The sequence below is a fragment of the Pseudomonas sp. SK genome (assembly GCF_012975065.1).
Lineage (GTDB): Bacteria > Pseudomonadota > Gammaproteobacteria > Pseudomonadales > Pseudomonadaceae > Aquipseudomonas > Aquipseudomonas anuradhapurensis.
The window spans coordinates 410,887-429,439 of the sequence record NZ_CP051857.1 but is presented as its reverse complement, the minus strand read 5'-3'; the positions used below and the strand labels follow the sequence as shown (position 1 = coordinate 429,439).

The window sequence follows — 18,553 nt, the reverse complement described above, 5'->3', positions numbered from 1 at the left end:
CGAGGTGAGCCGAGACTCAGCTATACAGGAGCCAGCCGAATGAGCGACGCACTGCCAATGTCCCCTGCCGAATTCGAGCAGGCCCTGCGCGCCAAGGGCGCCTACTACCATATCCATCATCCCTACCACGTGGCGATGTACCAGGGCCGCGCCACCCGCGAGCAGATCCAGGGCTGGGTGGCCAACCGCTTCTACTACCAGGTCAACATCCCGATGAAGGACGCCGCGATCCTGGCCAACTGCCCGGACCGCGAAGTACGTCGCGAGTGGATCCAGCGCCTGCTCGACCATGATGGCGCACCCGGCGAAGACGGCGGTATCGAAGCCTGGCTGCGCCTGGGCCAGGCCGTGGGCCTGGACCCGGACCAACTGCGCTCGCAGGAGCTGGTGCTGCCCGGCGTACGTTTTGCCGTGGACGCCTACGTCAACTTTGCCCGGCGGGCCAGCTGGCAGGAAGCGGCCAGCAGCTCGCTGACCGAGCTGTTCGCCCCGCAAATCCACCAGTCGCGCCTGGACAGCTGGCCGCAGCACTACCCGTGGATCGACCCGGCCGGCTACGAATACTTCCGCACCCGCCTGGGCCAGGCCCGGCGTGACGTCGAGCACGGCTTGGCGATTACCCTGCAGCACTACACCACCCGCGCAGGCCAGGAGCGTATGCTGGAGATCCTGCAGTTCAAGCTGGACATCCTCTGGAGCATGCTCGACGCCATGAGCATGGCCTACGAGCTGAACCGCCCGCCCTATCACTCCGTCACCCAGGAACGGGTGTGGCACAAAGGGATCACCCTATGAGTTTCGATCGTAATCAAGTGCCGAACTGGCGCCCCGGCTACCGCTTCCAGTACGAGCCGGCGCAAAAGGGCCATGTGTTGCTGTACCCCGAGGGCATGATCAAGCTCAACGACAGCGCAGCCCTGATCGGAGGCCTGATCGACGGCCAGCGCGACGTTGCCGCGATCATTGCCGAACTCGAACAACAGTTCCCCGATGTCCCGCAAGTGGCCGACGACATCGAGCAGTTCATGGAGGTGGCCCGTGCCGAACACTGGATCGTCCTCGCCTGAGTTACCACCCACGCCCGCAGTCGGCCTGCCGCTGTGGCTGCTGGCCGAGCTGACCTACCGCTGCCCGCTGCAGTGCCCGTACTGCTCCAACCCGCTGGACTTCGCCGCCCAGGGCCAGGAGCTGAGTACCGCGCAGTGGTTCAAGGTGATGGCCGAAGCGCGGGAAATGGGCGCCGCGCAAATCGGCTTTTCCGGCGGCGAGCCGCTGGTGCGCCAGGACCTCGCCGAGCTGATCGGCGAGGCGCGCCGGCTGGGTTACTACACCAACCTGATCACCTCGGGCATAGGCTTGACCGAGGCGCGCATCGCCGACTTCAAGAAGGCTGGCCTGGACCACATCCAGATCAGCTTCCAGGCCAGTGACGAGCAGGTGAACAACCTGTTGGCCGGCTCGAAGAAGGCCTTTGCGCAAAAACTGGAAATGGCCCGCGCGGTGAAGGCCCACGGCTACCCGATGGTGCTCAACTTCGTCACCCACCGGCACAATATCGACAAGATCGACCGCATCATCGAGCTGTGCATCGCCCTGGAAGCGGACTTCGTCGAACTCGCCACCTGCCAGTTCTACGGCTGGGCCCACCTCAACCGCCTGGGCCTGCTGCCGACCCGCGCGCAGCTCGAACGGGCCGAACGCATCACCAACGAGTACCGTGACAAGCTCAAGGCCGAAGGCAACCCGTGCAAGCTGATCTTCGTCACCCCGGACTACTACGAAGAACGCCCCAAGGCCTGCATGAACGGCTGGGGTAGCCTGTTCCTTACCATCACCCCGGACGGCACCGCGCTGCCGTGCCACGGCGCACGCCAGTTGCCGGTGCAGTTCCCCAACGTGCGCGACCACGACCTGCGGCATATCTGGTACGACTCGTTCGGCTTCAACCGCTTCCGTGGCTATGAATGGATGCGCGAACCCTGCCGTTCCTGCGACGAGAAGGAAAAGGACTTCGGCGGCTGCCGCTGCCAGGCCTTCATGCTGACCGGCGATGCCAGCAACGCCGACCCGGTGTGCGCCAAGTCGGCCGACCACGGCGTCATCCTCAAGGCCCGCGAGGAGGCGGAAAGTGCCCAGCTCGCGATTGAACAGATGACCTTCCGCAATGAGCGAAACTCCCGTGTCATCGCCCGCGGCTGAATTCAGTGCGGCCCAGGCAGTCGCGGCCGGCACCGACTTCGCCGAACTCAAGGTCAGCGCAGCCGGGCTGTTCTGGAACGAGTTCCGCCCCGCCGATGGCGCGTGCCGTATCTGGCATTGGCAGCACCAGCAGGCCCGCTGCCTGACACCTAATGGTTTCAGCGTGCGCAGCCGGGTCTATGAGTACGGCGGGGGGAGTTTCTGCCTGGGCGGCGACGGGCTGCTGTTCGTCAACGAAAAGGACCAGCAGGTCTACACCCAGGGCCTGGCAGCAGCAGCGCCACGGCCCCTGAGCCACGACGCGAATTGCCGCTACGGCGACCTGCAGTGGCACGCCGGCCTGGTGCTGGCGGTCGAAGAGCGGCATGGCGAACGGGTCGAGCATCGACTGGTTGCCCTGGCGGAACGAAGCCGGCAGGTGCTTGCCGAAGGCGCCGACTTCTACGCCTCGCCCACCGTGAGTGCCGATGGCCAGCGCCTGGCGTGGATCGAGTGGGACCGCCCGGCGCAGCCCTGGACGGTCACCCGGCTGATGTGCCGCACGCGTGACAACAGCGGCCGATGGGGGCCAGCGCAGTGTGTGGCCGGTGCCGACGAGTCGCTGCAGCAGCCACGCTTCGATGCCCAAGGCCGGCTGTACTGCCTGTCCGACCGTAACGGCTTCTGGCAGCCCTGGGGTGAGCTCGATGGTGGTTGGCAGGCGCTGCCTGCCGAGCCGGCAGACCATGCCGCCGCCCCCTGGCAATTGGGTGCGAGCACCTGGTTGGCATTGGGGCAGCAGAGTTACCTGGCCAGCTGGTTCGAAGACGGCTTTGGGCAACTGGGGCTACGCACCGTCGCTGGCCTGGAGCGATTCGCCAGTGCCTATACGCGCTTTCGCAGCCTGGCCATGGATGCCGACCACCTGTACGCCATAGCTGCTTCGCCGATAAGTCCGCCGGCCGTCATCAGCATCGACCGCAGCAACCACCAGGTCAGCGTTCTGGCTGGTGGTGCGCAAGTGCTTGCAGCCACGCATATCAGCCTGCCGCAGCCGATCCACTATGGCAGTGAGGGCCACCAGGCGCACGGTTTCTTCTATCCGGCAGCGCGCTCGCAAGGGGCCACGCCGCTGGTGGTGTTCATCCATGGCGGGCCGACCTCGGCGTGTTATCCGGTACTCGACACGCGCGTGCAATACTGGACCCAGCGCGGCTTCGCCGTAGCCGACCTCAATTACCGGGGCAGCACCGGCTACGGCCGGGAATACCGCCAGGCCCTGCACCTGCGCTGGGGGGAAAGCGATGTGGCCGATGCCTGTGCGGCTGTCGAACACCTGGCGGCACGTGGCTTGATCGACCGCAGCAAGGCGTTCATCCGCGGCGGTAGCGCCGGCGGCTATACCACGCTGTGCGCCTTGGCGTTTCATGATGTGTTCCGCGCCGGCGCCAGCCTGTACGGGGTCAGCGACCCGCTGGCGCTTGGCCGGGCCACGCACAAGTTCGAGGGCGACTACCTGGACTGGCTGATCGGTGACCCGCAGCAGGACGCCGAGCGCTACCGCCAGCGCACGCCACTGCTGCATGCCGGGCAGATCGGGGTGCCGGTGATTTTCTTCCAGGGCGAACTGGATGCGGTGGTGGTGCCGGAGCAGACGCGCTCGATGCTGGCGGCGTTACAAGCCAACGGGATCGAGGCCGAAGGGCACTTCTATGCTGGCGAGCGGCATGGCTTCCGCAAGGCCGAGAACCTGGCGCACGCGCTGGAAGAAGAGTGGAAGTTCTATTGTCGGGTGTTGGGGGGTTGAGATTCGGGGGCCGCTTTGCGGCCCATCGCGACACCAGGCCGCTCCTACAGGGATCGCGTAAATCCGAATATGGCACTGTACCTGTAGAAGCGGCCTTGTGTCGCGATGGGCTGCAAAGCAGCCCCAGAAGGTCTCAGCGCTTGGCGATGATGTACACCGCGTGCACGATCCCCGGAATGTAACCCAGCAGGGTCAGCAGAATGTTCAGCCAGAACGCCCCGCCGAACCCCACCTGCAGGAACACCCCCAGCGGCGGCAGGATGATGGCGATGATGATGCGTATGAAATCCATGCGAGTCTCTCCTGAAGGGGTTACCTCACAGACTAGCCACTCGCCACAGAGGTTCCACGCGCAAAAAAAACGCCCCGGGCCGAATGAAACAGGCCAGGGGCGATGCGCAGGAACGCCAGACGGTTCGTAGAATTCTCGGTTTCGCCAACCCGCTATGCCGGCATTTCCCGACGCGCCTGCTGGCGGGCGTGCAGGCGGGCAAAGGCGCGGGCCAGGCGTAGCAACATTTCGTCGATGTTGCCCTTGCTCACGGTCAGGGCCGGCGAGAAGCGCAGCACATCCGCCTGTGGCGCACTGAGCAGCAGGCCTTCGTGCAGGGCTGCACTCACCAGCTCCTGGGCCAGGCTTTCTTTCAGCTGCAGTGCCCACAGCAGGCCCTGCCCGCGCACTTCCCCTTGGCCGTAACGCCCGGCCAGGCGGCTCAGGCCTTCGCGCAGGTGGCGGCCGTTGTCCTGCACCTGGGCAAAGAAGCCAGGCTCCAGCACTGCATCCAGCACGGCCAGGCCTGCGGCGCACATCAACGCATTGCCATGGTGGCTGCCCTGCAGTTCGCCAGGTTCGGCGCAGCACGCCGTGCCCCGGGCCAGCAACGCTGCCAGTGGCACACCGCCCCCCAGGCCTTTGCCCAAGGTCACGATGTCGGCACGCACGCCGTAGGTTTCTTCGGCCAGCAGCGCACCACAGCGGCCGATGCCGGTCTGCACTTCGTCGAGGATCAGCAGGATGCCCAGCTCGCGGCAGAGGGTTTCCACCCCCTTGAGGTATTCCTGCGTCGCCGGGATGACACCCGCCTCGCCCTGGATCGGCTCCAGCATGATCGCCACGGTGCGTGAGTTGACCTCGGCGTGCAGCGCCGCCAGGTCGTTGAACGGCACCTTGCTGAAGCCGGGGAGGCCGGGCTCGCAACGATTGCACGGCAGTGGGTCGGATGCCGACAGCGCACCCAGGCTACGGCCGTGGCACGCCTGGCTGGCGGTGATGATGTGATAGGCGCCGTTGCGGTGCCGCTGGCCCCACTTGCGCGCCAGCTTGATCGCGCCCTCGCACGCTTCGGCACCGCTGTTGAGCAGGTAGGCCTGGTCGCTGCCGGTGCTCTGGCACAGGCGCTCGGCCAACTCCAGCAAGCCACGGCTGCGCAAGCCCGAACCCGGGTTGATCAGCGCCTGGGCCTGGTTGCCCAGTGCCTTGACCAGCACGCTGGGGCTGTGCCCCAGGCTGTTGACCGCGCCACCCTGGGTGAAGTCCAGGTAGGCATGCCCGTCGTTGTCCCACAGCCAGGAACCCTGGCCACGTACGAAAACCTGCGCTGCGCGTTCGCTGCCAGGCATCAGCCGTTCATGCGACAGCTGCGCGGCTTCCGCTACGATCACCGGCGCACGCTTGGGCTCGGCGACGGCGGTGAGGGCCGGGCGGCGCAGCTTGAACAGGTTCATCAGGGCTCCAACCAGTCACGGAAGAAGGCGTTGTCGGTGCGGTCTGGATGCCGTCACTCGATATTTTGCCTTTCCTATCAAAAGTGTTTTTCATCCAGGGTAACAATCGATTCATTCATTGCTGTAACCCTTTGGAATACAGCGATAGACTAGGCCTCGCAGGGGGTTTCGGCCATTTCGTTTTTCCAGCATTTTCGATAAGCAGCACTTATGGATTTCCGCCAACTGCGTTATTTCGTCGCGGTGTATGAAGAGGGTCACGTGGGCCGCGCCGCCGAGCGCCTGTCACTGTCCCAGCCGGCGCTGTCGCAACAGATCCGCCAGCTGGAGCACAGCCTCGACCTGAGCCTGTTCGAGCGCAGCAACAAGCGCCTGCTGCCGACCCTGGCTGCGCATACCCTGTACAACCATGCCCTGCCGCTGCTCGACGGCCTGCAGCGCGCCCACGAGGCCATGCGCAACTTCAAGGGCCAGTCGTTGCGCACCCTGGCCATCGGCGTGCTGCAGACCGTGCGCCCCAGCCTCGTACCACAACTGCTCGAACGCCTGCGCAGGGCACAGCCGCACCTTGTGGTGCAGATCTACGAATTGTCGGGGCTGGAAATCGAGCGGCGCCTGCTCAACGGCAGCCTGGACATCGGCATCAGTTACCTGCCGCCACGCCAGCCGGGGCTGCATGGCCTGTTGCTGTACGAAGATGAGCTGCAGTTGGTCATCCCCGCGACGCACCCGCTGAAGGACTTCAAGAAGGTATCCATCCGCCAGGCCGCCGAGCTGCCCATGCTGATGCTGGGCGAAGAATTCCAGATCCGCCAGATCTGGCAGGCGCAGCTGGCCAGCCAGGGGCGTCGGCCGCAGGTACAGGCGGAAATGAACAACATGGCCGGGATACTCGACAGCCTGGCCCACACGGCATTGGCGACCATCCTGCCGGGCCGGGCCAAGGAGGCCGCCGAGGATGACCAGGCGTTGTTGTGGAAGCCCTTGAGCGAGCCGCGCGTGCCGCTGAAGGTGGGCTTGGTGTTTCGCGATGCCCAGCGCCAGCAGGCCTCAGTGGAGCTGCTGCGCACGCTGCTGGAGGAAGAGACCGACGCCCGCCTGTTAGGGACATCGCCACTGGATGTGCTCGCCTGAAAAAACGCGCGCACAAAGAAAACCCCGCCTAAGCGGGGTTTTCCAGACTGTTTCCCTGTGACATCCGTATCGCCCCGCCATCCTGGCAGGTGTTCCTTCGTTGTCTTCCGTGATCTGTACTTTGCGCTTCCTGCGCAACGTCCATGTGGGAAAGATTAACCGTGGATCCAATGTGAGAACAGTGGTGAAAAGTCACCACGTCATGTAGGAAAAAGCTTACACGAGCAGATTTTTCGCATGCCGGTTGGGAATCGAGGCCGCTGCGCGGCCCCATAACCTGTCAGAACTGCTCAGCATCCAGCAGGTACAGCGATTCACTGCCTGCCTTCACCGCAGCCACCAGCGAATCCACCCGTGGCAGCAACCGCGCAAAGTAGAACCGCGCCGTACCCAGCTTGCCCGCGTAGAATGCCTCATCCCCATCACCGGCCTGTGCCGCCCGCGCCATCAACGCCCACATGTAGGCGTAGGCCACGTAGCCAAAGGCGTGCAAGTACTCGACCGAAGCCGCGCCGATTTCATTCGGGTTGCCCTTGGCCTGTTCCAGCACCCATTCGGTCAGCCCGTCGAGCTGGTCGAGGCTGGCCGCCAGCGGCTTGGCAAATTCCTCCAGCTGGCTACCTGCACTGGCAATGAACTGGCGAATCTCGTCGGAGAACAGGCGGTAGTACGCGCCACCACTGGCCACCACCTTGCGCCCCATCAGGTCCAGGGCCTGGATGCCATTGGTGCCTTCGTAGATCTGCGTGATACGCACATCGCGCACCAACTGCTCCTGCCCCCACTCGCGGATGTAGCCATGCCCGCCGAACACCTGCTGGCCGTGCACCGCGCACTCCAGGCCAAGGTCGGTGAGGAAGGCCTTGGCTACCGGCGTCAGCAATGCCACCAGCTCCTCGCTGCGCTTGCGCACGCCAGCGTCCTCGCTGTACTTGGCACTGTCCAGCTGCATGGCCACGTAGGTGGAGAAGGCTCGGCCACCTTCGATCAGTGCCTTCATGGTCAGCAACATGCGGCGCACATCGGGGTGGACGATGATCGGGTCGGCGGCCTTGTCCTTGGCTTGCGGCCCGGTCGGGGCGCGGCTCTGCAGGCGCTCGCGGGCGTATTCCACGGCGTTCTGGTAGGAGCGTTCGGCCGAGGCCAGGCCCTGGATACCCACGCCCAGGCGCTCGTAGTTCATCATGGTGAACATCGCCGCCAGGCCCTTGTTCGGCTCGCCGACCAGATAGCCGACGGCTTCGTCGAAGTTCATCACGCACGTGGCAGAAGCCTGGATGCCCATCTTGTGCTCGATGGAGCCGCAGGTGGCCGGGTTGCGCGCGCCGAGGCTGCCGTCTTCATTGACCAGGAACTTCGGCACCAGGAACAGCGAAATGCCTTTCGGCCCCGCCGGTGCATCTGGCAGCTTGGCCAGCACCAGGTGGATGATGTTCTCGGTCAGGTCGTGCTCGCCACCGGTAATGAAGATCTTGGTGCCGCTGACCTTGTAGCTGCCATCGGCCTGTGGCTCGGCCTTGGTGCGGATGATGCCCAGGTCAGTACCCGCGTGCGGCTCGGTCAGGCACATGGAGCCCGCCCACACACCGGCGTACATGTTCGGCAGGTACTTTTCCTTCAGTGCTTCACTGGCGTGGGCATTGATCGACAGGCAGGCACCGGCGGTCAGCATCGGGTAAAGGCCGAACGCCAGGCTGGAGGCGTTGACCATTTCTTCGACCTGGGCCGAAATGGCCTTGGGCATGCCCATGCCGCCGAACAACGGGTCGCCGCCCACGCCCACCCAGCCACCTTCGGCATAAGTGTTGTAGGCGTCGATGAAACCGGCCGGGGTGCGTACGGCACCATTGTCCCAGTGGCAGCCCTCTTCATCGGCGGCGCGGCTGAGCGGCGCGATGGACCTGGCAGTGACCTTGCCGGCTTCTTCGAGCACCGCCATGGCTGTGTCGGCATCGACAACCTCGGCCAACCCGGGCAACTGCGCCCACTGCTCGGCCACGTTGAAGACTTCATTCAGTACGAAGCGCATGTCGCGCACGGGCGCTTTATATTCAGCCATGACAACCTCTCGCTAGTCGGTCGGGGCGGTCTCGGGGAACCGCGACACTGGGTAACGAGCAGTGTAACCGAACAACTTTTACGACACATAGGGTCATCACTAGACCGGACAGTCAGCTTCAGTCACGCCATGCGCACCGCGCCACGCTGCGATTGCTGCCCGTGCACCATGACGCAATTGCGCCCTGCGCTCTTTGCGCTATACAGCGCCTGGTCGGCAGATTTCAGCACAGCCTCGGGGTTGCGATGCTCGGCCTGGCGCTCGGCGACGCCGATACTGATGGTGACCGACACCGTCCCACCGCTGCTGCCTGCACGCCGCTGGCGCCCGGCGGTATCGTCCTGCGGGCGGCTATGCTGGTCGCGCAGGTGCATCACGTAATTGGCGATCACCTCGCGCACCGCCTCCACGTGCGGCACGCATTCTTCGGCGGTCTTGCCAGCGAACACCAAGGCAAACTCCTCGCCACCATAACGGTAGGCCCGGCCACCGCCGGTCACCTTGGACAGGCGGCTGGCGACCAGGCGCAGCACCTGGTCGCCGACATCGTGGCCGTGGGTGTCGTTGAACTTCTTGAAGTGGTCCACATCGGTCATGGCGATCACGTAGTTGCGCCCCAGGCGTTGCATGCGCTCGTTCAGCGCGCGGCGCCCCGGCAGGCCAGTCAGCTCGTCGCGGAAGGCCATCTGGTAGGCCTCGTGGGCCACCGCCGCGGCGATCATCAGCATCACCTGGCTGCACATGATGTTCAGGGTGAACGGCAGGATGAAGGTTTGCGGCAGCATCCAGAAAATACCCAGCAGGCCCGAGATCAACGCGGCGTGCAGCGGCCGCGGAGCGCGCAGGTACTGCACCACCAGCAGGATCAACACGCAAAGGAACAGTGGGTAGACCATCTGGATCAGGCTCATCCACTGGCCATGCAGGGACGGCCAACGGATTTCCGCCAACCAGGTCAGCAGCGCTTCGGGGTAGCTTTGCTCGAGGGCCAGGGCCACGCTGCCCACGGCAAACAGCACGGCGCCACGGGCGACCAGGTCCTGCAGCAGGTGGGTGCGCTCCTGCCAGGCGCCATACAGCCCGAACAGGGCAGGCAGCAACAGGCACACCAGGTGGAAGACCAACGCCGCATCCTCGCGTACGCGGCCATGGTCACGGTAGAAGTCGGTCTGGGTGTCGAGCAGGAAGTAGGCGATATAGACCGTGAGCATCAGGAACAGCTCGCGTTGACGACGGTATACCGCGCAATAGGCGCCGCCCAGCAGCAGGACCAAGGTGGGCAGGACATTGAACAGCGATGTGAAAAACACACTGAGGTCTCTCACATAAGCCGCGGCGAGGCCTGCCAGCAACAGGATCAGCGAAGGCAGGAAGTGGCTCGCGCGAACAGCGTTAAGACGAAGCAAGGGTAATCTCCAACCCGGCAGATCAATGGTGGCATTGTGCCCATACTTCATCGGCAGTGCACATGAACAGTTGAATTCAAATCGGATACCGCCCTTGTAGGAGCGGCCTGGTGTCGCGATCGGGGCGCGAAGCGGCCCAACCATTTCCGCCAAGCAACGGTCCCCGGGGCTGCCTTGCCGCTCGATCGTGACACCAGGTCGCTCCTGCAAAGGCACCGCGCCGGGCCTGAGATACAAAAAACCCGCCTGCCGGTGAGGGCAGGCGGGTTTCAGTTACAACCGCCGGATCAGTAGGACAGGCCGAAGCTTTCTTCGTCCATCGCCATCAGGTTGTCGGCACCCGACAGCATCGCTGCCACATGGGTACGGGTACGCGGCAGGATACGCTGGAAGTAGAAGCGCGCGGTCTGCAGCTTGGCGGTGTAGAACGCCTCTTCGCTGGTGCCGGCAGCCAGCTTCTCGGCGGCCAGGCGGGCGATGTCGGCCCAGAAGTAGGCCAGGCAGGCATAACCGGAATACATCAGGTAGTCGACCGAGGCCGCGCCCACCTCTTCACGGTCCTTCATGGCGGCCATGCCCACTTTCATGGTCAGCTCGCCCCATTCCTTGTTCAGCGCCGCCAGCGGTTCGACGAACTCCTTCACCGCATCGTTGCCTTCCTGCGCCTGGCAGAACTTGTGCACGATCTTGGTGAAGCCCTTCAGCGCTTCGCCCTGGGTCATCAGCACCTTGCGGCCAAGCAGGTCCAGGGCCTGGATGCCGGTGGTGCCTTCGTACAGCATGGAGATACGGCTGTCGCGCACGTTCTGCTCCATGCCCCACTCGGCGATGAAACCGTGGCCGCCGTAGATCTGCACGCCGTGGTTGGCGGCCTCGAAGCCGACTTCGGTCATGAACGCCTTGGCGATCGGGGTGAGGAAGGCCAGCAGGGCGTCGGCCTTCTTGCGCTCCTCTTCATCCTGGCTGTACTTGACGATGTCCACTTGCTTGGCGGTGAAGTACACCATTGCACGGTTGCCTTCGGCGAAGGCCTTCATGGTCAGCAGCATGCGACGCACGTCGGGGTGGACGATGATCGGGTCAGCCGCCTTGTCCGGTGCTTTCGGGCCAGTCAGCGAACGCATCTGCAGGCGCTCACGAGCGTACTTCAGGCCGCCCTGGAAGGCCACTTCGGCATGCGCCAGGCCTTGCAGTGCGGTACCCAGCCGGGCGGTGTTCATGAACGTGAACATGCAGTTCAGGCCTTTGTTGGCCGGGCCGATCAGGAAGCCGGTGGCGCCGTCGAAGTTCATCACGCAGGTAGCGTTGCCGTGGATGCCCATCTTGTGCTCGATCGAGCCGCAGCTGACGCCGTTGCGCTCACCCACGCCGCCTTCGGCGTCAGGCAGGAACTTCGGCACGATGAACAGCGAGATGCCCTTGGTGCCGGCCGGTGCATCCGGCAGGCGGGCCAGGACGATATGGACGATGTTATCGGCCATGTCGTGCTCACCGGCGGAAATGAAGATCTTGGTACCCGACACCTTGTAGCTGCCGTCGGCCTGGGGCTCGGCCTTGGTGCGCAGCATGCCCAGGTCGGTACCGCAGTGCGGTTCGGTCAGGCACATGGTGCCGGTCCACTCGCCGGAGACCAGCTTGGTCAGGTAGGTGTGCTGCTGCTCAGGGGTACCGTGCGCGGAAATGGTGTTCATCGCGCCATGGGACAGGCCAGGGTACATGCCCCACGACCAGTTCGCCCCACCGACCATTTCGCTCAGGGCCAGGCCCAGCGACTCCGGCAGGCCCTGGCCACCATGCTCGACATCATGCGCCAGGCTCGGCCAGCCGCCTTCGACGAACTGCTGGTAGGCCTCTTTGAAGCCAGTCGGGGTTTTCACGCCCGATTCGCTCCAGGTGCAGCCTTCCTGGTCACCCACACGGTTCAGCGGCGACAGCACCTGCTCACAGAACTTCGCGCCTTCCTCAAGAATCGCGTCGACCATGTCGGGCGTGGCGTCCTGGCAACCCGGCAGGCTCTGATAGTGCGCCTCATAGCCGAGCAGTTCGTCGCGAACGAAGCGGATATCACGCAAGGGGGCTTTGTAGTCAGGCATTGCGATGAACCTCTAGGTGAGTTCTGTGGGGTGACGCGCGCCGACCGGCGTCGGTCAAACAGTTGTTTGAAACTTACGTTTAGCTCCGCCGTATGTCAAGAATGGACTATGGTGCCATTTACGCCACGAAAAATGGCAAATACGCCAACGCATGCCATGGCTCCGGTAGGAATGGGCTTACCCGCGAAAAAGCCGGCCTAGAAAACAGATGTCTGGGCTGACGCATACGCGGGTATACCCGCTCCCACCGGGGTGCAGGCGTTGATTCGGGGGTGGATGGCAGCGATCAGGCGTAGGTATCGATGAACCGGCCGAGCATTTCGTCGGATGCCTTGGCGATCTTCACGCCAAGCTCGACCTCATGTTTGCCCACGGCCAATTGCACGGTGCTGGTGGCGAGGTCCATCTGCTGGCTGCGGTCGACCGCGCGCAAGCGTTCAGCCTGAAAGTCGCTGGACTGGCTGGTGGCAGAACGTTCGGCGGTGGTATTGGCAATCTGGCTGGCAGCCTGATCGACGCGGTTCTGGCCGGTCTGGATTGCGCTCAGGCCTGCGTAGTAGGCGGAGCTACCGGTGATTTCCATGTCAGGACTCCATTGACGCTGGATGACGAACAGGCCCAATTAAAGCAGGCCGGGCGCAAAAAGGCCCGTTTAAATCCCTAATGGCCTGGTGCCATTCGATAGGCCCTGGGTATACCTGGTAGCCCGATTACCTGAACCCCGCGCAGTACCTGCCGGAGCGGCCGTGCCCGCGGAGGGGCCTGGCCTGGAACCGCCTAATCCAGCAGATCCAGCTGCAGGTGCTCGGCCACCATATCAGCGCTGGCCTGCTTGAGCTTGGGCACCCGCCCCAGGCAAGGCGCTGGCAACCGCTCAGCCAGGCTGGCCAGGTTCTCTTCCAGCCGCGAAGTACGGGGTTCGATGATGTTCGCCACCCATCCCACCAGTTGCAGCCCGTCACGGGCGATTGCCTCGGCGCTGAGCAGGGCATGGCTGATGCACCCCAGCCGCACCCCCACTACGAGGATCACCGGCAGCTTGAGGGCAATGGCCAGGTCGGACAGGTTGGCCTGCCCCGACAACGGCACGCGCCAGCCGCCGGCCCCTTCGATCAGGGTGAAATCGGCATTCTGTTGCAGCACATTGCGCATCGCCGCGAGCAGCTCCGGTACCGCAAGGGTTACCCCCGCCTCACGCGCTGCCACATGGGGTGCGATAGCCGGCTCGAAGGCAAACGGGTTGACCTGCTCGTAGGGCAGCTTGATCGAGCTTTCATCGATCAGCGCCTGGGCATCGCTGTTGCGCAGCCCTTTCGCCGTCATCGTGCAACCCGACGCCACCGGCTTGGCCCCCAGCGTACTCAAGCCTTGCAGGCGCGCCGCATGCAACAGCCCGGCAGCGATGGTGGTCTTGCCAACGTCGGTATCGGTACCGGCAATGAAATAGGCCTGGCTCATCTCGCTCCCCTCACGCCTGTGTCTTGCGCAACACACCATAGACCACTTGATAAGTGGCTGGCAGCCCTTGGGGCTGGCGAAACGCCTCGTAGGCCTGCAGCAAGCCCTGCATGCGCGCCCGGCCCGTCAGCCCGGACGGCCGCCCTGGGTTCAGGTTGTGCGCACCCAGGGCCTTCAGTTCGTGGGTCAGGCTGCGCACATCAGGGTAGTGCAGCACATGCGGGCAACGCTGCAGTTGGAGTTGCTCGAGGCCGCTGGCCGCACACAGCCGCTGGTAGTCTTCGAAGCGACGGAAGCGGTTCACATGCACCAGGCCATCCACCGCCTGCCAACTGGCGCGCAGTTCATCCAGGGTACCCACGCACAGGCTACTGAAGGCCAGCACACCGCCCGGTCGCAATACCCGCCGCGCTTCTGCCAGCACGCTGGCAAACTGGTCGCACCATTGCACCGCCAGGCTGGAAAACACCAGGTCGACGCTGGCATCCCGCAACGGCAAGCGCTCGGCATCGCCAGCGACGTGATAGTGCGCCCCACCTTGCTCGTTGCGCGCATGGCGCAGCATGCCTTCGGCGATATCCACCGCCACGCCGCTGGCGGCGGCGAAACGCTCGGCCAGCGCCCGGCTGAAGTGACCGGTGCCGCTGCCCAGGTCCAGCCAGCGCGACGGCTGCAGGCCTTGCGGCAACTGCGCCAGCAGGTTCAGGCCCACGGCACGCTGCAGCGCCGCCACGCTGTCATAGCTGGCCGCAGCGCGGGAGAACGAAGCCGCCACCTGGCGCTTGTCGGGCAGTGAGCCAGGCAGGGTCGGACGGGAAAGGTCAGTCATCGCCACTCTCATGCAGGAAACTCTTGATGCCCGCCGCCAGCTCCTGCGGGTACTCCAGCAGGAACGCGTGGGAACTGTCTTCAACCAGGCCCACTTCCACATCGGGCAACAGCTCGCTCAGGGCTTTAGCCGCTTCTGCCGGCACCAGTGCGTCGCTGCCGGCGAACAGGTGCAGCTGCGGGCCGGCGTAGGCCTGCAGGGCTTCGCGGGTATCCAGCTTGGCCAGCACTTCCAGGCCGGTGGCCAGGTACAACGGGTCGGTGTCCGGCACGCCGATACCCAACTGGCGCAGCAGGGTACGGGGTTGCTGGGCACCGTCGCTGCATAGCGTACGGAAGCGCTTGAGGGTGACCTGGGTATGGCTACGGCAGCCGTCGAGGAAGGTGCCGAAGGTATCTTCGGCCATGCCGTGGGGCCAGCCCGGGCGCACGACGAAACTAGGGTTGCTGGCCAGGGTCAGCAGGCCACAGCAGTGGTCGCCGCGCTTGTGCGCCAGGGCGCTGGCCAGCATCCCGCCGAACGACCAGCCACCCAGCCAGGCATCGTTCGGCAGCTTGCGATCGAGGTACTCGATCCAGGCCTGGACATCGCTGTGAGGCAGCTCCGGCAGGGGCATCAGCTCTACTTGCAGGCGGGCGTCCTGGCCGCGCAGGCTGGCGGCCAGCGGCTCCAGGGAGGCAGTGCCCAGGCCCCAGCCGGGCAACAGAACAAGTCGATTACGCATCGGCGCTCTCCAACTGTGGATAACACTCGGCCAATGCATTCAACAATAGCTGCACCTGCGCCTCACTGTGGGCGGCGCTCAAGGTCACCCGCAGGCGTGCGCTACCCGCCGGTACAGTAGGCGGGCGGATGGCCGTCACCAGCAGGCCGCGCTCGCGCAGCATGCGCGACAGGCGCAGGGCCTGCGCGCTGTCGCCGATGACGATCGGCTGAATCGGCGTCGGGCTGTCCATCAATTGCAGCCCGATCTGCTGTGCGCCTTCGCGGAACTGGCGAATCAACGCCGCCAGGTGCTCGCGGCGCCAGGTTTCGCGGCGCAGCAGTTCCAGGCTTTTCAGCGTGGCGCAGGCCAGCGCCGGTGGCTGGCTGGTGGTGTAGATGTAGGGGCGGGCGAATTGCACCAGCGCCTCGATCAGTTCTTCGCTGCCAGCGACAAAGGCACCGGCGGTACCGCACGCCTTGCCCAGCGTGCCAATCAACACCGGAACCTCATCCACGCCCAGGCCGAAGTGCTCGACGATACCGCCGCCCTGGTTGCCGAGGGTGCCCAGGCCATGGGCATCGTCGACCATCAGCCACGCGCCGCGCGCCTTGGCGACAGCGGCCAGTGCCGGCAGGTCGGCCAGGTCACCGTCCATGCTGAACACGCCATCGGTCACCACCAGGGTATTGCCGACCGCCTTGTCCAGGCGGCTGGCCAGGCTGGCCGGGTCGTTGTGCAGGTAGCGGCTGAAACGGGCCCCGCTGAGCAGCCCGCCATCCAGCAGCGAAGCGTGGTTCAAACGGTCCTGCAGCACCGTGTCACCCTGCCCCACCAGCGCAGTGATGGCGCCCAGGTTGGCCATGTAGCCGGTGGAGAACAGCAGCGCGCGCGGGCGCCCGGTGAGTTCGGCCAAGGCCTCTTCCACCTGGTGGTGCGGGGTGCTGTGGCCGACCACCAGGTGCGAGGCGCCACCACCGACACCCCAGCGCTCGGCGCCGGCCTGCCAGGCGGCAATCACCTGCGGGTGGTTGGCCAGGCCTAGGTAATCATTGCTGCAGAAGGCCAGCAAAGGCTGGCCGTCGACCACCACTTCCGGCCCTTGCGGGCTGTGCAGCAGTGGCCGCTGTCGATACAGGTCTGCGGCGCGCCGTTCGGCCAGGCGCGCGGCCAGGTCGAAGGCCATCTCAGGCAGACGCGGCGTTGTAGAACATCTCGCTGCTGCGCTGCTCGACCAGCGCCTGCTCGATGGCTGCCTGGTGCACTTCGTCGGCATGTTCCTCACGTGCTTCGGGCTGGATGCCCAGGCGTGCGAACAGTTGCATGTCCTTGTCGGCCTGCGGGTTGGCAGTGGTCAGCAGTTTTTCACCGTAGAAGATCGAGTTGGCGCCGGCCATGAAGGCCAGGGCCTGCATCTGTTCGTTCATCTGCTCACGGCCGGCGGACAGGCGCACGTGCGACTTGGGCATGAGGATACGCGCCACCGCCAGCATGCGGATGAAGTCGAACGGGTCGACGTCCTCTTCCTCGGCCAGCGGCGTGCCGGCGACCTTGACCAGCATGTTGATCGGCACCGACTCCGGGTGCTCGGGCAGGTTGGCCAGCTGGATCAGCAGGCCGGCGCGGTCGTCCAGCGACTCGCCCATGCCGAGGATGCCGCCGGAACAGATCTTCATCCCGGCATCACGCACGTAGGCCAGGGTCTGCAGGCGCTCGCTGTAGGTGCGGGTGGTGATGATGCTGCCGTAGAACTCCGGCGAGGTATCGAGGTTGTGGTTGTAGTAATCCAGGCCGGCCTGGGCCAGGGCCTTGGTCTGCTCCTGGTCGAGCTTGCCAAGGGTCATGCAGGTTTCCAGGCCCATGGCCTTCACGCCTTTGACCATTTCCAGCACGTAGGGCATGTCTTTGGCCGATGGGTGCTTCCAGGCCGCGCCCATGCAGAAGCGGGTGGAGCCGATGGCCTTGGCGCGTGCGGCTTCTTCCAGCACCTTCTGCACTTCCATCAGCTTCTGTTTTTCCAGCCCGGTGTTGTAGTGGCCGGATTGCGGACAATATTTGCAATCTTCCGGGCAGGCGCCGGTCTTGATCGACAGCAAGGTCGAAACCTGCACGCGGTTCGGGTCGAAGTGCGCGCGGTGCACGGTCTGCGCCTGGAACAGCAAGTCATTGAACGGTTGCTGGAACAGCGCCTTGACCTCGGCCAGGGACCAGTCGTGACGTGTTGTTGCAGTTGTGCTGGCGCTCATCGGTGTTTCCTTGTTTAGGCTGTAGCTGGCGCCGGGACAGGAAAGCCCGCCAGCGCATCACGGATAGCTCGCATAGTCATGGAAGGCCTATGAACTGTCAACCGCATTGGAAAAGGCTGGTTTACAAGTGGTTAATTATTAATCAAGCGTGTTTATTGTGCGACGAGCCTGCCGAGCAGGCCTACCCGTTGTGCGTCGCCTGCGAACAGGAGCTGCCCTGGCTGGTTGATCAATGCCTGCGCTGCGCCCTGCCCATGCCAATGGCTGGCCTGACCTGCGCGCAATGCAGCCGCCGTGCGCCGGCTTTCGAGCGGGTGGTTGCGCTGTGGCATTTCGGCTTTCCGGTAGACACGCTGGTCAGCCGCTTCAAGCACAAGCGCCAGTGGCCCCTGGGGCGGCTGATGGCGCAAATGCTCGGGCATGGCTTGCTGCATCGCTTCGCCGAAGGGCTGGCCCGGCCCGACCTGCTGTTGCCGGTGCCCCTGGCCAGGCGTCGACTGCGCGAGCGCGGCTTCAACCAGGCAGGCATGTTGGCGCGCTGGTTGTCGGCACAACTCGGCATACGTTGCGACGAACGGTTGCTGGCACGCAGCCGCGAGACGCCTGCACAACAGCAACTGGATGCATCGGCAAGGCGGCGCAATTTGCGCCAGGCGTTTGCCGTAGCAGGCGAGTTGACGGGCAGGCATATCGCCATCGTCGATGACGTGCTGACCACCGGCGCCACCGCGCAGGCGGTCGCCGAAGTACTACGCAAGGCCGGGGCGCGGCAGGTCGATGTGTATTGCCTGGCACGCACGCCCAAGCCGGCTCATGTGTGATCTCAGGGGCACCATCGCTGGCAAGCCGGTTCCTGCACGGAGAGCGTTGCCGTGGAGTCAACGTTGCCTCTGCAGGAACTGGCTTGCCGGCGAT

The 18,553-nt window shown here is 64.7% G+C and carries 17 protein-coding genes; 6 read left to right on the top strand and 11 right to left on the bottom strand.

Translation table 11 applies throughout. From position 1 onward, the window contains the following. Positions 1–39 precede the first annotated feature (39 nt). The 4 genes from pqqC to HG549_RS01855 are packed head-to-tail and all read left to right on the top strand — an operon-like array spanning position 40 to position 3,985. Complete coding sequence (pqqC, locus tag HG549_RS01870) at positions 40–795, top strand: pyrroloquinoline-quinone synthase PqqC (RefSeq protein ID WP_003255592.1); 756 nt, start codon at positions 40–42, stop codon at positions 793–795. Further along, the gene (gene pqqD, locus HG549_RS01865; protein WP_170027928.1) at positions 792–1,067 is read left to right on the top strand and encodes a pyrroloquinoline quinone biosynthesis peptide chaperone PqqD; all 276 of its coding nucleotides are present in this window, start codon (positions 792–794) and stop codon (positions 1,065–1,067) included. The genes pqqC and pqqD overlap by 4 nt, the downstream gene beginning before the upstream one ends. Further along, complete coding sequence (pqqE, locus tag HG549_RS01860; RefSeq protein ID WP_170027927.1) at positions 1,039–2,199, top strand: pyrroloquinoline quinone biosynthesis protein PqqE; 1,161 nt, start codon at positions 1,039–1,041, stop codon at positions 2,197–2,199. The genes pqqD and pqqE overlap by 29 nt, the downstream gene beginning before the upstream one ends. Continuing rightward, positions 2,165–3,985, top strand: a complete 1,821-nt coding sequence (locus HG549_RS01855) for a S9 family peptidase (protein WP_170027926.1) — start codon at positions 2,165–2,167, stop codon at positions 3,983–3,985. The genes pqqE and HG549_RS01855 overlap by 35 nt, the downstream gene beginning before the upstream one ends. 133 nt (positions 3,986–4,118) lie before the next feature. Here HG549_RS01855 and HG549_RS01850 read toward each other — a convergent pair whose 3' ends face one another. Together HG549_RS01850 and HG549_RS01845 are read right to left on the bottom strand one after the other, a co-directional pair. After that, positions 4,119–4,277 carry a YqaE/Pmp3 family membrane protein gene (locus tag HG549_RS01850; RefSeq protein ID WP_009681539.1) on the bottom strand — a complete coding sequence of 53 codons (159 nt, stop codon included), beginning with the start codon at positions 4,275–4,277 and terminating at the stop codon, positions 4,119–4,121. A gap of 152 nt (positions 4,278–4,429) precedes the next feature. Then, on the bottom strand, positions 4,430–5,710 hold the full coding sequence (locus HG549_RS01845; RefSeq protein WP_170027925.1) for an aspartate aminotransferase family protein: 1,281 nt from the start codon (positions 5,708–5,710) through the stop codon (positions 4,430–4,432). Positions 5,711–5,920: 210 nt separating this feature from the next. On the opposite strand from HG549_RS01845, the gene HG549_RS01840 reads away from it, so the two are divergent. Then, complete coding sequence (locus HG549_RS01840; protein WP_170027924.1) at positions 5,921–6,844, top strand: LysR family transcriptional regulator; 924 nt, start codon at positions 5,921–5,923, stop codon at positions 6,842–6,844. 280 nt (positions 6,845–7,124) lie between these two features. On the opposite strand, the gene HG549_RS01835 is transcribed toward HG549_RS01840, so the two are convergent. From HG549_RS01835 to bioB, 9 genes are all read right to left on the bottom strand, one after another. Further along, positions 7,125–8,903 carry an acyl-CoA dehydrogenase C-terminal domain-containing protein gene (locus tag HG549_RS01835; RefSeq protein ID WP_170027923.1) on the bottom strand — a complete coding sequence of 593 codons (1,779 nt, stop codon included), beginning with the start codon at positions 8,901–8,903 and terminating at the stop codon, positions 7,125–7,127. A gap of 122 nt (positions 8,904–9,025) precedes the next feature. Next, on the bottom strand, positions 9,026–10,309 hold the full coding sequence (locus tag HG549_RS01830) for a diguanylate cyclase (protein WP_170027922.1): 1,284 nt from the start codon (positions 10,307–10,309) through the stop codon (positions 9,026–9,028). 287 nt (positions 10,310–10,596) lie between these two features. Continuing rightward, positions 10,597–12,402: a phenylacyl-CoA dehydrogenase gene (locus tag HG549_RS01825; protein WP_170027921.1), complete on the bottom strand. Its 1,806-nt coding sequence runs from the start codon at positions 12,400–12,402 to the stop codon at positions 10,597–10,599. A gap of 286 nt (positions 12,403–12,688) precedes the next feature. Then, entirely contained in the window at positions 12,689–12,985 is a 297-nt protein-coding gene (locus tag HG549_RS01820; RefSeq protein ID WP_170027920.1) for a pyrroloquinoline quinone biosynthesis protein PqqE, read from the bottom strand. Between the two features lie 194 nt (positions 12,986–13,179). Then, entirely contained in the window at positions 13,180–13,860 is a 681-nt protein-coding gene (gene bioD, locus HG549_RS01815) for a dethiobiotin synthase (RefSeq protein ID WP_170027919.1), read from the bottom strand. A 10-nt stretch (positions 13,861–13,870) separates the two neighbouring features. Then, positions 13,871–14,689, bottom strand: coding sequence for a malonyl-ACP O-methyltransferase BioC (bioC, locus tag HG549_RS01810; protein WP_170027918.1), 819 nt, complete (start codon positions 14,687–14,689; stop codon positions 13,871–13,873). Continuing rightward, positions 14,682–15,413, bottom strand: coding sequence for an alpha/beta fold hydrolase (locus tag HG549_RS01805; protein ID WP_170027917.1), 732 nt, complete (start codon positions 15,411–15,413; stop codon positions 14,682–14,684). Before HG549_RS01805 ends, bioC begins: the two co-directional genes overlap by 8 nt. Beyond that, the gene (gene bioF / locus HG549_RS01800; protein WP_170027916.1) at positions 15,406–16,578 is read right to left on the bottom strand and encodes an 8-amino-7-oxononanoate synthase; all 1,173 of its coding nucleotides are present in this window, start codon (positions 16,576–16,578) and stop codon (positions 15,406–15,408) included. Before bioF ends, HG549_RS01805 begins: the two co-directional genes overlap by 8 nt. 1 nt (position 16,579) lies before the next feature. Further along, the gene (bioB, locus tag HG549_RS01795) at positions 16,580–17,638 is read right to left on the bottom strand and encodes a biotin synthase BioB (protein ID WP_170027915.1); all 1,059 of its coding nucleotides are present in this window, start codon (positions 17,636–17,638) and stop codon (positions 16,580–16,582) included. 89 nt (positions 17,639–17,727) lie between these two features. Here bioB and HG549_RS01790 point away from each other — a divergent pair, with 89 nt between their 5' ends. Next, positions 17,728–18,459 (top strand): ComF family protein, encoded by a 732-nt coding sequence (locus tag HG549_RS01790; RefSeq protein ID WP_170027914.1) that lies wholly within the window; start codon positions 17,728–17,730, stop codon positions 18,457–18,459. Positions 18,460–18,553 lie beyond the last annotated feature (94 nt).

What these genes read in the sequence shown, in the direction of transcription:
- pqqC (WP_003255592.1), top strand. Translation starts at nt 40, where the DNA reads ATGAGCGACGCACTGCCAATGTCCCCTGCCGAATTCGAGCAGGCCCTG.
- pqqD (WP_170027928.1), top strand. Translation starts at nt 792, where the DNA reads ATGAGTTTCGATCGTAATCAAGTGCCGAACTGGCGCCCCGGCTACCGC.
- HG549_RS01855 (WP_170027926.1), top strand. Translation starts at nt 2,165, where the DNA reads ATGAGCGAAACTCCCGTGTCATCGCCCGCGGCTGAATTCAGTGCGGCC.
- HG549_RS01850 (WP_009681539.1), bottom strand. Translation starts at nt 4,277, where the DNA reads ATGGATTTCATACGCATCATCATCGCCATCATCCTGCCGCCGCTGGGG.
- HG549_RS01845 (WP_170027925.1), bottom strand. Translation starts at nt 5,710, where the DNA reads ATGAACCTGTTCAAGCTGCGCCGCCCGGCCCTCACCGCCGTCGCCGAG.
- HG549_RS01840 (WP_170027924.1), top strand. Translation starts at nt 5,921, where the DNA reads ATGGATTTCCGCCAACTGCGTTATTTCGTCGCGGTGTATGAAGAGGGT.
- HG549_RS01835 (WP_170027923.1), bottom strand. Translation starts at nt 8,903, where the DNA reads ATGGCTGAATATAAAGCGCCCGTGCGCGACATGCGCTTCGTACTGAAT.
- HG549_RS01825 (WP_170027921.1), bottom strand. Translation starts at nt 12,402, where the DNA reads ATGCCTGACTACAAAGCCCCCTTGCGTGATATCCGCTTCGTTCGCGAC.
- HG549_RS01820 (WP_170027920.1), bottom strand. Translation starts at nt 12,985, where the DNA reads ATGGAAATCACCGGTAGCTCCGCCTACTACGCAGGCCTGAGCGCAATC.
- bioD (WP_170027919.1), bottom strand. Translation starts at nt 13,860, where the DNA reads ATGAGCCAGGCCTATTTCATTGCCGGTACCGATACCGACGTTGGCAAG.
- bioC (WP_170027918.1), bottom strand. Translation starts at nt 14,689, where the DNA reads ATGACTGACCTTTCCCGTCCGACCCTGCCTGGCTCACTGCCCGACAAG.
- HG549_RS01805 (WP_170027917.1), bottom strand. Translation starts at nt 15,413, where the DNA reads ATGCGTAATCGACTTGTTCTGTTGCCCGGCTGGGGCCTGGGCACTGCC.
- bioF (WP_170027916.1), bottom strand. Translation starts at nt 16,578, where the DNA reads ATGGCCTTCGACCTGGCCGCGCGCCTGGCCGAACGGCGCGCCGCAGAC.
- bioB (WP_170027915.1), bottom strand. Translation starts at nt 17,638, where the DNA reads ATGAGCGCCAGCACAACTGCAACAACACGTCACGACTGGTCCCTGGCC.
- HG549_RS01790 (WP_170027914.1), top strand. Translation starts at nt 17,728, where the DNA reads ATGAACTGTCAACCGCATTGGAAAAGGCTGGTTTACAAGTGGTTAATT.